Genomic DNA, 12,566 nt, shown 5'->3' with positions numbered 1-12,566 from the left:
GAATACACAATGGATCTCACAATTCTTTGGTTCTGGATCATCGCTTTCATGTTCATCGGGTACTTCGTACTCGACGGCTTCGACTTCGGGGTTGGTATGTCCCTGCCTTTCCTCGGCAGAGACGACACCGATCGCCGCGTTCTCATCAACACCATCGGTCCGGTTTGGGACCTCAACGAAACCTGGGTCATCGTGGCAGGGGCGTCGCTGTTCGCGGCATTCCCCGAGTGGTACGCGACGATGTTCAGCGGGTTCTATCTGATACTGCTGCTCATTCTGGTGGCCCTGATCCTGCGTGGTGTCTCGTTCGAATATCGGCACCAGCGCCCCGAATCAGTGTGGAAGAAATGGTTCGACGGCCTGATCATCGTCGGTTCGGCCGTTCCGGCGTTGCTCTGGGGTGTGGCCTTCGCCAACATCGTGCAAGGCGTGAAGCTCAACGCCAACCACGACTACGTCGGAACGATCTTCGACCTGCTCAACCCGTATGCCCTGCTCGGCGGCGTCACGACGCTGCTGCTGTTCTTCGTGCACGGGGTGGTGTTCGTGTCGCTCAAGACCGAGGGGGACATCCGGATGCGGGCCCGCAAACTAGCGACGAAAGCTGGAATCGCGACGATCGTCGCCGCGGCCACATTCCTGGCCTGGACGACGCTCGCCTACGGCACCGTGGTATCCGCTCTGTTCGCCGCCCTGGCCGCTGCCCTGCTGATCGCATCGTTCCTGGCCAACCTGCGCGGCGCCGAACGTCTCGCATTCACTCTGATGGCCGGCACGATCGGTCTCGTCGTACTGACCCTGTTCTCGTCATTGTTTCCCGACGTCATGCCGGCCAGCAACGACCCGGCCAACAGCCTGACGATCGCGAACGCTTCCTCGTCGACCTACACGCTCGGCGTGATGAGCTGGACGGCACTGATCGGTATGCCCGTCATTCTGCTCTATCAGGGCTGGACCTACTGGGTGTTCCGCAAGCGCATCGGCCGGGCCCACATTGACCTCGCCGTACACTAGGGCAGTGCGCCCTCTGGATCCTCGCCTTCTTCGATATGCTCACGCAGCGCGCCGGTTTCTTCTGATCGGCGCACTGCTGGGTCTTGCGCAAACCCTCGTCGTTATCGCGTTCGCCTGGCTGCTGACCCGGGCCGTCACCCTGACGGTGGCGGGGCAGCCACTCGCTGAGATCATGCCGACCCTGGTCGCTCTGGCCGGGGTGATCGTGCTTCGCTCCACGCTCATCTGGCTGCTCGAGGTCTCGGCCAACCGCGGCGCCGCCCAGGTCAAGAGCCAGTTGCGGGCCCGAGTTCTGGCCAAGCTCGCCGAGCGTGGCCCCGACTGGGTCGCCTCCCGGCAGAGCGCGGGCCTGTCCACCGTGGTGACCACCGGTCTTGACGCTCTCGACAACTACTTCGCCCGGTACCTGCCGCAACTGTTATTGACCATGATCGCGACGCCCATTTTGATTGCGGTCATCCTCTCGCAGGATCTCGCCAGCGGCCTCACGGTCATCATCGTGATTCCACTCATTCCCGTGTTCATGATTCTCATCGGCCGGGCCACCCAATCGGTGCAGCGGGAGCAATGGCAGGCGCTCCAACGCCTCTCCACCGGTTTTCTCGACCTGGTCGGTGGCCTGGGCACCCTCAAGATCTATGGCCGGGAGCGACGCCAGTTCGTGCTGATCCGCTCGATTACCGAGCAGTACCGCGCCCGCACCATGAAGGTGCTTCGGGTGTCGTTCTTGAGCGGCTTCGTGCTCGAGCTTGCAGCGAGCCTCTCGGTCGCGCTCATCGCTGTGTCGATCGGCCTGCGGCTCATCGACGGCGCGCTGCTGCTCGGTGTGGGCCTGTTCGTGTTGCTGCTCGCGCCGGAGGCATTTCTGCCGGTGCGCCAGGTCGGCGCCCAATTTCATGCCGCCGCCGACGGCCTGGCCGCCGCCGAAGAGTTGTTCGCCATTCTCGACGACGACACGACACCGGCTTCAGCGACAGCGGATGCCGCCGGGTTCGCACCAGGCCCACGACGTGAAACGGAGCCCGCCGGGCAACCCGGCTCCGGTTCGGGCACGCTTCGCCTGGCCGGCGTGTCCGTTCGACGTGGCAACACCGTGGTGATCGACCAGCTGCACGCGGAATTTGCACCCGGGGAACTGAGCGTGGTGCGCGGAGTGAGCGGGGTTGGCAAGTCGACCCTCGTGGGCGCCCTGCTCGGTTTCGTCCCGATGACCGGTGAGCTGACGCTTGGTGGCGTGGCCGCCACGGCCGGGGCGACCAGGCCGTGGCTGGCCTGGGCCGGTCAGCGCCCTGGCCTTTTTCGAGGAACGGTGGCCGAGAATGTGGCGCTAGGAGCAGTCTTTGCCAACCAGGGCCTGCGTGACGACGGCCTCGTCGCGCAGGCGCTCGACTGGGCGGGCGCCTCCGAGGTGTCACCCGCCACGGTTCTCGGCGTGAACGGCAATGGGCTCTCCGGGGGTCAGGCGCAACGCGTCGCCGCCGCGCGGGCCATCTACCGTGCGCTCGCGACCGATTGCCACGTGGTGATTTTGGACGAACCGAGCTCAGCGCTGGACTCCGACGCTGAGGCCGGTCTTCTCGCGGGGCTGCGCAATCTGGCCGACCAGGGACGCGTCGTGATCGTCGTCAGTCACCGGCCGGCCGTCGTGGCCGCAGCAGACCACGTGGTGGAACTGCAGGAGATGAGTCATGTCTGACGCAACGCTCGACAGCGCTGCCCGAGACGTGCTGCGCCTCGCCCAGCCGCGGCAGCGCTGGTTTGTTCCCGGGCTGCTGGCCGGCATCGGGAGCGCCGTCATGGCGGTGGGGCTGCTGGCCTGTTCGGCTTGGTTGATCACCTTCGCGGCCGATATGCCGTCTTTGGCGTTTCTGGGCATGGCGATCGTCGGGGTGCGCGCCTTCGCGATTGGGCGCTCCGCGCTCCGCTACCTGGAACGGCTGACCAGCCACGATGCCGCGTTCCGGCAGCTCGCCGAACTGCGGCTGGGAATCTTTCGTCGCATCGTTCCGGTGGCCCCGGCCGGGCTCGCGAGTACCGGGCGCGGCGACCTGCTCACCCGCCTCGTGCGCGATGTCGATGACCTGCAGGACCTGCCGTTGCGCGTCGTGCAACCACTCCTGGTGGCTGGCATCACCGCCCTGCTCAGCGTGGTCGGCATCTGGCTGATCGTCCCGGCCGCCGGGCTCACCCTCCTCGTCTGCTTGCTCCTGGCCGGAGTTCTCGGCACCGTCTTCTCCGGAACTCTGGCCGCACGGTCCGACCGCGAGCTCGCACCCTTGCGTGGCGCCCTCGCCGACGAGGTACTCGAAATCGTCGAGAACCTCGACGTGCTCACTGCCTTTGACGCCCTCAGCCCGCGTCTCGTGGCGCTCGCGCGCACCGATGCGCGCCTGCGCCGGGCCACCCTGCGCCGCTCGGTCGGGGTCGGCGTGCAATCGGCCGTCGTGTCCCTGTTCGCCGGTGCGGCGACGCTCGGCGCGCTCTACTTCGGTATCCCCGCGCTCACCAGTGGTGGCGGATTGCTCAGCTCGGTACTGCTCGGCCCGACTCTCGTCGTGGCCGTGCTCGTGCCGATGGCCGTGTTCGAGGTGTTCGGCATGATTCCCCTCGCCGCTTCTGCCTGGCGTCAAGTGCGGGTGAGCGCACGGCGCGTCGCCGGCGTCGTTCCGGCGTCGCCGCCCGCCGAGATTCCCGTCGACGTTGGGCACCCGCAAGCGCTCCTTTTCGCCGATCAGGATGCGGTGCCAGCCTCAGCCCCACTGCCAGTCGTGCTCGAACTGACCGATCTTGGCGCACGCTGGCCGGGGCAATCCGAACCCGGCGTGGCCGGCGTGACCCTGCGCCTGGCGCCGGGGGAGCGGGTGCACCTCGCCGGCCCGAGTGGCGCCGGCAAGACCACTCTCGCCCAGACCCTCGTGCGCTTTCTCGACTACTCCGGCTCATACCGGCTCAATGGGGTCGAAGCGCGGCTGCTCACCCAGACCGAGGTGCGTCGGGTGGTCGGATTGTGCGAGCAGCGCCCCTGGTTGTTTGATGACAGCATCCGTCAGAATCTCTTGTTCGCCCGCGATACCGCCACCGATGCCGAACTCGACGCTGTGCTGGCCCGCGTCGGACTGGCCGACTGGGTCGCCCAGCGCGGCGGCCTTGACGCCCGTGTGGGGGAGCGCGGTGCGCTCATCTCCGGCGGTCAGGCCCAGCGCATCGCGCTGGCGCGTGCCCTGCTGGCCGATTTTCCGGTGCTCATCGTCGACGAACCCACCGCCAACGTCGATAGTGGCGCTGCGGACGCCCTCGTGCGCGATATCCTCACCGCGGCGGCGGCCGACGCCCGCCGCGCGGTACTGCTCATTTCGCACACACCGGTGCCCGACGAGCTCGTGACCGCGCGGGTGACATTATCGGCCCGACCCAGCGGGTCAGTCCATGTGCCGCAGTTCGCGGCGGTGCAGCCATTTCTTGATCAGAAACACGGCGAGCACGAACAAGGCGATCACCCCGACGAACAGATAACCGGCAAAATGCAGCTGGCCACTCAGCTCGCGGTAACCGCCGGCCGCCGCCGACCCGACGCTCACGTAGGCGAGGGACCAGAGGATGCTGGCGGGAACGGTCCAGGCCATGAAGGTGCGATAGCGCATGCGACTCGCACCCACAGTGACCGGAATGAGCGAGTGCAAGACCGGTAAGAACCGGGAGATGAATACGGCGACACCGCCGCGCCGGTCGAGATAGATCTCGGCGCGAATCCAGTTGTGTTCGCCGATGCGCCGGCCCAGTCGGCTGCCCCGAATAAACGGACCGAAATGGTGTCCGAGGGCAAAACCGATGCTCTCCCCGGCCAGTGCGCCCACGATCACGGCCAGAACGAGGGTCACGAACTCGACCGGGCTGGCTACCGCCGTGCTGGCCACGATGACGATCGTGTCGCCGGGAACGACTAAGCCCACCAGCACCGAGGTCTCCAGCAGCATGCCCACAAAGGCCAGAAGCGTTCGAATGACCGGGTCGACGGCGGAGACGGTGTCGAGGATCCAGGTGAGGATGTCATTCATCTCTCCCAGCCTACGTGGTGCGCGCGATTCAACAAGGTCGCGGCGAGCGGGCACGGCTCGAGCACACGGGTGCCCGCGGCGAAAAGCTAGGCTGTTCTGGTGACCGGCGCCGTGCAGAGCAAACTCCTGGCCGGCTGGTCGGACCCCGCGGCAGTCTTTGCCGCGCTCTACAGAGCCGACCGGTATACCTTCTGGCTCGATGCCGGCCCGGGCGCGCGCACTGGCGTCAGCTACCTCGGCGCGGCCTCGCCCACCTCCCGTTTCATTACCGCCTCGGTGGCGGAGGGCACGATTACCAGCAGATACGTTCGCGCGAGGCATCCTGCGCCGCCCCGGGTCACGCACGAGACCGTCTTCGAGTTCCTGCGTCGCGATCTGGCCGCGCACGGTGCTGGCGGCGACAACCCCGAGGGTGACGGGTTCGACCTCGGCTGGGTCGGCTGGCTCGGCTACGAACTGGGCGCGCAAACCGTCGGCGCACCCGGGTACGAGTCGCGGTATCCCGATGCGGCTCTGCTGGAGATAGACCGCATGATCCGGTTCGACCACGGTGAGCGCACCGTGACACTGGTGGCACGCGCACCGGCAACCGCGCCCCGCTCGTTCGTGACCGACTGGTTCGAGCAGATGACCGAGGCACTGGCTGCGACGACGACGACGGCGGCACCCGAGCCGGCCGGCCCGTCCCGTCCCGGGGCATCCGCTGCCTCGCATTGGCGTCACCGTCCCACCGCGTATGCCGCACTGATTGAGACCTGTCTGGCTGCCATCCATGACGGCGACGCCTACCAACTGTGCCTGACCAATGAGATACGGGTGCCGGGCCGGTGGCATCCGGTCGATACCTACGGCGTGCTGCGTGCCGGCAGCCCGAGCCATCACGGCGGTCTGCTGCGATTCGGGGACGTCGCGCTGCTCAGTGCGAGCCCGGAGCAGTTTCTGCACGTCGGCCGGGATCGACGCATCCGGACCAAACCGATCAAGGGCACCCGTCCGCGCTCGAGCGACCCGGTCGAGGACGACCGGCTGAAACTCGAGCTGCAGCACAGCGACAAGGAGCGCGCCGAAAACCTGATGATCGTCGATCTCATGCGCAACGATCTCGGGCGCATCGCGAAGCTGGGAACGGTCGCTGTCTCCACCCTGCTCGCGGTGGAGAGCTACCCGCACGTGCACCAGCTGGTCAGCACCATCGAGGCACAACTCGCACCGGGTGTCACGGTGATCGATGCCATTGAGGCGTGCTTTCCGGCCGGTTCCATGACGGGCGCTCCGAAGCAGAGCGCGATGACAATCCTCGACTCGCTCGAGCAGGGGCCGCGGGGCATCTATTCCGGAGCGTTCGGGTACATCGGGCACGGTGGCAGCGCCGACCTGGCCATCGTGATCCGCAGCATCGTGCTCGATCCAGCCGGGGCCAGCATCGGAACCGGCGGCGGAATCACCGCCCTGTCCGACACTGCCGAAGAGATCGAGGAGACCCGAATCAAGGCGGCTGCACTGCTTACGAGCCTCGGTGTCACCGCGCCCTAGTAATCTAATGGGTGTAGACGTGTGCTTTGTCGCGCGTGCACCCGAGCGGATGCTCCCGCATCGATCATGTTCAATCCCTGCAATGAATGAGAGTCACGTGGCACACGAGCACGAAAGCGTCCGCATCGACGCGCGCGATGAGAGCGACGAAGAAGTGTATGACTTCGCGGCGATCCAGGCGAAGTGGCAACCCATCTGGGAAGAGCTGGCGCCGTTCAAGACGAGCGCGGGCGGCGACAGCCGGCCGCGCAAGTACGTGCTCGACATGTTCCCCTACCCGTCCGGCGACCTGCATATGGGGCACGCCGAGGTGTACGCGCTCGGCGACGTGGTGGCCCGCTACTGGCGCCACCAGGGTTTCAACGTGCTGCACCCGATCGGCTGGGACTCCTTCGGGCTGCCCGCCGAGAATGCCGCCATCAAGCGAGGCATCGACCCGCGCGGCTGGACCTACGACAACATCGCCCAGCAGAAGAAGAGCATGAAGCTCTACGCGACCAGTTTCGACTGGGACCGCGAACTGCACACGAGCGACCCCGAATACTACAAGTGGACCCAGTGGCTGTTCCTGCAGCTCCACAAAAAGGGCCTCGCCTACCGCAAGGACAGCTGGGTCAACTGGGACCCGATCGACCAGACCGTACTCGCCAACGAACAGGTCCTGGCCGACGGCACGAGCGACCGCAGCGGCGCCGTCGTCGTCAAGAAGAAACTGACCCAGTGGTACTTCAAGATCACCGACTACGCCGACCGCCTGCTCGACGACCTCAACCAGCTCGAAGGCACCTGGCCGGCCAAGGTGCTCAACATGCAACGCAACTGGATCGGACGCTCCATAGGAGCGGATGTCGACTTTGCGATCGAGGGACGCGCCGAACGCGTCACCGTGTTCACCACCCGGCCAGACACCCTGTTCGGAGCGACGTTCATGGTCGTGGCCCCGGACTGCGATCTCGCCGCTGCACTCGTCGCCGAGGCCACCCCGAAGGAACAGGAAGCCTTCCAGCACTATCTCCTGCAAGTACAACGCAGCACCGAGATCGAGCGTCAGGCGACCGATCGGCCCAAGACCGGCGTGTTCCTCGGCCGCTACGCGATCAATCCGGTCAACGGCGAACGCCTGCCCATCTGGGCGGCGGACTATGTGCTCGCCGACTACGGTACCGGTGCGATCATGGCCGTGCCTGCCCACGACCAGCGCGACCTCGACTTCGCCCGCGCCTTCGACCTGCCCGTGCGGATCGTCGTCGACACCAACTCGCCGGCCACCGGCATGATCCCGGTGATCACGCAGGGCATGCTGGACGGAACCGAAGATCTGCCGGAGCTCGATCCGCTCAACACCGGCATAGCGCTGGCCGGCGAAGGCCGCCTGATCAATTCCGGCCCGCTCAATGGCCTGAGCAAGATCACCGCCATCAAGCGCATCATCGAACAACTCGCCGCCGACGGGCTCGGCCGCGCCGCGAAGAACTATCGCCTGCGGGACTGGCTGGTCTCCCGGCAGCGTTACTGGGGTGCTCCGATCCCGATCATCCACGGTGCCGATGGCGCCGAGATTCCGGTGCCGGAAGACCAGCTGCCGGTCTTGCTTCCGCCCGCAGCGGGCCTCGATCTGAAGCCCAGGGGAACCTCCCCGCTGGGCGGTGCCGCAGACTGGGTCAACGTGCCGAACCCGATCGACGGCACTCCGGCCAGACGCGACGCAGACACCCTGGACACCTTCGTGGACAGTTCGTGGTACTTCCTGCGGTTCCTGAACCCGAAAGATGACACCAGGGCCTTCGATCCGAAGGAAGCCGAAAAGTGGGCTCCCGTCGACCAGTACGTCGGAGGTGTCGAGCACGCCATCCTGCATTTGCTGTACGCACGTTTCATCACCAAGTTCCTGTTCGACGAGGGCTATGTGAGCTTCACCGAACCGTTCACCGCGCTGCTCAACCAGGGCATGGTCATTCTCGACGGCACCAAGATGAGCAAAAGCAAGGGCAACCTTGTCTACTTCACCGAGGAGGTCGAGACCCACGGCGTCGACGCTGTGCGCCTCACGATGGCGTTCGCCGGCCCGCCGGAAGATGACATCGACTGGGCTGACGTCTCCCCGGTCGGCTCGGCCAAGTTCCTGGCCCGCGCCTGGCGCGTTGCCCGCGACGTCACGAGCGCACCCGACGTGGAGTGGAAGAGCGGCGACGTGACCCTGCGTCGCGTCACCCACCGGTTCCTCGCCGATGCGCCCGGCCTGGTCGAATCGTTCAAGTTCAACGTCGTCGTCGCGCGCCTGATGGAGCTGGTCAACGCCACCCGTAAGGTCATCGACACCGGTGCAGGCCCCGCGGATGCCGCCGTGCGCGAAGCGGCCGAGGTCACCGCCATGGCGCTGAACCTGTTCGCGCCCTATGCCGCCGAAGACATGTGGGAGCACCTCGGCTATGAGCCCTGCATCGCTCTCGTGCCGTGGCGCAAGGCCGAGCAGACCCTGCTCGTGCAGGAGTCCGTCACCGCGGTCGTGCAGGTGGATGGAAAAATGCGTACCCTGCTCGAGGTCTCACCGAAAATCTCCGGTGAAGACCTCGAGAAGATGGCGCGGGAGGCGGCTGCGGTGATCCGTTCCATCGGTGACCGCGAGATCATCAAGGTGATCGTGCGCGTGCCCAAGCTCGTCTCGTTTGTCACGCGAGCCTGACGACCCACGCAAGACGGGCCCCGGTCTCTTCCCTGAGGGAACGGTCGGGGCCTTCCTCCACAGGTCGTCTGCCGGCTCACGGCGCACAGATGGTTCAGCCAACGACAAGCGGATGCTCCGCGCGGCCTAGCCTGCGAGCATGCAGCCCGACCGTTTTCCCCTCGACCTGGAGCGACTCGCTCCCGCCGCCCGGGCTCGCCCTCGCTTGCGGGTCGGTGTTGGTGCGGCGGTCGTGTTACTGCTGCTCGCCCTCGTCGTTGCCGTGGTCGTGTCGGCCATCGGGCAGCAGGCCGGGCAGCGCACGGTCGGGTCCGGATCGGTGTCGGTCCCCTCGGGCGGTGCGTTCGAGAGCGCCACTCTAAAGCCTTTTGATGCCGGTGCGAGTGCTGCGCCCGAGGGGAGGCCCGGTGCAGACGCTGGCGCCATGATGTTCGTGCACGTTCTCGGTGCGGTTGCTCGGCCCGGGCTTTTTCAGCTGCGCGACGGTGCGCGGGTCATGGATGCGATTGCCGCCGCCGGCGGTTTGACGGCCGAGGCTGATCCCGCCGGGGTGAACCTGGCGCGCATCGTGACGGATGGCGAGCAGTTCTATGTTCCGCGCCAGGGCGAGATCCCGCCAGGGATCCCCGCAGCGGCCACCGGCTCCGGGGGAGTGAGCGCGCCAGCGGCCAAGGTGAACCTCAACACGGCCACGGTGGCCGATCTGGATTCCCTGCCGCGCATCGGCCCGACCATGGCCCAGCGCATCATCGACTATCGCACGTTGAATGGCCGGTTCAGCAGTGTTGATGGACTGCGTGATGTTGCCGGGATCGGCGACAAAACGTTTGCGGGCCTCGAAGACCTCATTACGGTATGAGCCTCGACCTGCGGCTGGCGCTTCCGGTGCTCGCCGTGTGGTTGACGGCGGGCCTGCTGATCGGCGCTCCCGCGGAAGCCGGGGTCGTTGCCATGACGCTCTGGCTGTTGGCCGGCGGGTGTGCCGCCCTGCTTGTCGCCAGCCGGATTCCCCGGTGCGTGACGTCGCCTGCGCCGCCGCGATTTCGCAGCTGGCAGAAAATGGGCGGCAGCCTGATGCTCTGCTGCGCCGGCGCGGCGCTCGTGGCGACCGCCGTCGGAGTCTGGGCGCCGGTGCGCCTGCCGCCAGAAGTGCGTGCCGCAGCAGAATCACACGCCACGGTCACGGCCACCGTCACCGTCTGGTCGGTTCCCGTCGCGGCGAAGGCCTTCATCGGTAGTGGAGCCTCTGGGCGGGTGCGCTATCGGGCCACCCTCACCCAGATCGCCAGCCGTGGCGAGACGGCGCACGTCTCGAGTCCGGTCGTGGTGTTCGCCGAAGCTGCCAGGGGCCGACACGAACCAGAGATCGGGTCGAGCCTGCAGCTGCGCGGCACGCTGCGCACGACCCAGCCCGGAGACGCCGCGGTCGCCCTGCTGTTCGCCACTGAATCAGCGCGTAGCCTCGCCGCGCCACCGTGGTGGCTGCAGTGGGCCAACGAACTGCGGGCACGCTTCAAGACAGCGGCGACGAGTCTCGCCGGCGACGGGGGCGACCTGCTACCCGGACTGGCCATCGGTGACACGAGCGCGGTCAGCCCCGCCCTCGACAGCGCGATGAAAACCAGTTCGCTCAGCCATCTGACGGCGGTGTCCGGGGCCAATTGCGCTATCGTCATCGCCTCGATCATGCTGCTCGGCGGCTATCTTCGACTGCTCCGGGCCTGGCGCATCCTGTTCTCGCTCGTGACACTACTCGGCTTCACCGTTCTGGTCACGCCGGAGCCGAGCGTGCTGCGCTCGGCGGTCATGGCCACGCTCACCCTGGTATCGATCGGCGTCGGCCGACCCGGTCGGGGTATACCTACCCTGCTCGCTGTCGTGATCGGCCTGTTGGTGAGCGATCCCTGGTTGGCCCGCAACTATGGTTTCGCCCTCTCGGTGCTCGCGACGGCCGGGCTCCTCGTGCTCGCCGGCCCGCTGGCTCGTGTGCTGGCCCAATGGATGCCGACGGCCCTCGCGGCGATCATCGCCATTCCCCTGGCCGCCCAACTGGCCTGCCAGCCGGTGCTGATCCTGATGAACCCGAGCCTGCCGCTCTACGGGGTTCCAGCCAACATACTCGCCGGTCCCGCCGCGCCGATGGCGACGGTGGTCGGGCTGGTCGCCTGCCTGACCCTGCCGGTCCTGCCGGGCGTTGCTGCAGGACTGCTCGCCGTGGCCTGGCTGCCGTCTGCGTGGATTGCCGCCGTGGCCCAGGGAGTGTCGACGTTGCCCGGCACCCGGCTGCCCTGGCCGGGCGGTCCGCCGGGAGTGCTGCTGCTCGTGGCTGTCACGATGCTGGGGCTCGTGGTCGTGCTGCGCGGGCCGGCCGCCCGGCCGGCCCGCTGGCCAGCGGCGGCACTGGCCGTACTACTCGTCGGTCTGGGCGGGTACGCCGGGTCGCTCATCGGCACGGGAATCGGGCGCGTCGTGTCCTTTCCGCCCGACTGGCAGATCGCCACCTGCGATATCGGCCAGGGCGACGCCGTCGTCGTGCGGGACGGTGATCAGTATGGACTCGTCGACGTCGGACCCGACCCGAAGCTACTCGCCACCTGCCTCGCCACGCTCGGCATCACCCACATCAACCTGCTCCTGCTCACCCACTACGACCTCGACCACATCGGCGGGGTCGATGCCGTCATCGGGCGGGTCGACACCGCGCTGGTCGGGGTGCCAGAGAACGCCGAGGACGAACGCCTGCACGAGCGCCTCGCCGCGAGCGGTGCCACGGTTCGCCAAGCCGCGCGTGGTGATGCCGGTACGCTCGGCGGGCTGCGCTGGAAAATTCTCTGGCCCATTCGCGGCGCGACGACGATGCAGGTGGGCAACCCGGGAAGTGTCACGATCATGTTCGACGGGCGGGGCATCCGCTCGATTTTTCTCGGCGATCTCGGGCAAGAGGCGCAGGACACCCTGCGCCGGGTGTCACCGCCCGGCCGGGTCGACGTCGTGAAGGTTGCGCACCACGGTTCGGCCGACCAGAGCCCGGAACTGTACGCGGAGCTGCGGGCGCGGGTGGGGCTGATCTCGGTCGGGGTGACGAACACCTACGGTCACCCGACCGACAAGCTGCTCCGTATTCTCGCGTCTCTGGGCACGATGTCGGTGCGAACGGACCTCGAGGGTTTGGCCGTGGTCGCACCCGGAACCAACGGCACGCTCGTGCTCTGGACCGAGAAAGTCACCGACCGCGGTCCGCCAACGAGCCCAACCCCGCAGCAGACCGATGTACCGTAAGC

The 12,566-nt window shown here is 67.0% G+C and carries 7 protein-coding genes and 1 pseudogene; 7 read left to right on the top strand and 1 reads right to left on the bottom strand.

Annotation, left to right across the window (positions count from 1 at the left end):
• The first annotated feature begins 9 nt into the window (after positions 1-9).
• The 3 genes and pseudogenes from cydB to cydC form a co-directional block, all read left to right on the top strand.
• Positions 10-1,014, top strand: a complete 1,005-nt coding sequence (gene cydB / locus E3N85_RS10430; protein WP_134462921.1) for a cytochrome d ubiquinol oxidase subunit II — start codon at positions 10-12, stop codon at positions 1,012-1,014.
• 4 nt (positions 1,015-1,018) lie between these two features.
• Positions 1,019-2,710, top strand: coding sequence for a thiol reductant ABC exporter subunit CydD (cydD, locus tag E3N85_RS10425; RefSeq protein WP_134462920.1), 1,692 nt, complete (start codon positions 1,019-1,021; stop codon positions 2,708-2,710).
• Positions 2,703-4,364: pseudogene (gene cydC / locus E3N85_RS10420) on the top strand (thiol reductant ABC exporter subunit CydC); the annotation flags it as partial. The gene cydD and the pseudogene cydC, both read left to right, overlap by 8 nt.
• Positions 4,365-4,433: 69 nt before the next feature.
• On the opposite strand, the gene E3N85_RS10415 reads toward cydC, so the two are convergent.
• Positions 4,434-5,069, bottom strand: coding sequence for a DedA family protein (locus E3N85_RS10415; RefSeq protein WP_134462919.1), 636 nt, complete (start codon positions 5,067-5,069; stop codon positions 4,434-4,436).
• A gap of 99 nt (positions 5,070-5,168) precedes the next feature.
• On the opposite strand from E3N85_RS10415, the gene E3N85_RS10410 reads away from it, so the two are divergent.
• The 4 genes from E3N85_RS10410 to E3N85_RS10395 all read left to right on the top strand — a co-directional run bounded on the left by E3N85_RS10410 (position 5,169) and on the right by E3N85_RS10395 (position 12,564).
• A complete protein-coding gene (locus E3N85_RS10410) occupies positions 5,169-6,602 on the top strand; it encodes an anthranilate synthase component I family protein (RefSeq protein ID WP_134462918.1) in 1,434 nt (477 codons plus the stop codon).
• An 82-nt stretch (positions 6,603-6,684) separates the two neighbouring features.
• Positions 6,685-9,285, top strand: a complete 2,601-nt coding sequence (gene leuS / locus E3N85_RS10405; protein WP_134462917.1) for a leucine--tRNA ligase — start codon at positions 6,685-6,687, stop codon at positions 9,283-9,285.
• Between the two features lie 139 nt (positions 9,286-9,424).
• Positions 9,425-10,144, top strand: coding sequence for a helix-hairpin-helix domain-containing protein (locus E3N85_RS10400; RefSeq protein ID WP_134462916.1), 720 nt, complete (start codon positions 9,425-9,427; stop codon positions 10,142-10,144).
• Entirely contained in the window at positions 10,141-12,564 is a 2,424-nt protein-coding gene (locus E3N85_RS10395) for a ComEC/Rec2 family competence protein (RefSeq protein ID WP_134462914.1), read from the top strand. Before E3N85_RS10400 ends, E3N85_RS10395 begins: the two co-directional genes overlap by 4 nt.
• Positions 12,565-12,566 lie beyond the last annotated feature (2 nt).

This window comes from Cryobacterium sp. Hz9 (genome assembly GCF_004402825.1).
In the GTDB taxonomy this organism is placed as follows: Bacteria; Actinomycetota; Actinomycetes; order Actinomycetales; family Microbacteriaceae; genus Cryobacterium; species Cryobacterium gelidum.
This window is presented reverse-complemented; position numbering and strand designations above follow the sequence as displayed.

Coding starts and splice junctions, on each gene's coding strand:
- cydB (WP_134462921.1), top strand. CDS start 10: ATGGATCTCACAATTCTTTGGTTCTGGATCATCGCTTTCATGTTCATC.
- E3N85_RS10415 (WP_134462919.1), bottom strand. CDS start 5,069: ATGAATGACATCCTCACCTGGATCCTCGACACCGTCTCCGCCGTCGAC.
- leuS (WP_134462917.1), top strand. CDS start 6,685: ATGAATGAGAGTCACGTGGCACACGAGCACGAAAGCGTCCGCATCGAC.
- E3N85_RS10400 (WP_134462916.1), top strand. CDS start 9,425: ATGCAGCCCGACCGTTTTCCCCTCGACCTGGAGCGACTCGCTCCCGCC.
- E3N85_RS10395 (WP_134462914.1), top strand. CDS start 10,141: ATGAGCCTCGACCTGCGGCTGGCGCTTCCGGTGCTCGCCGTGTGGTTG.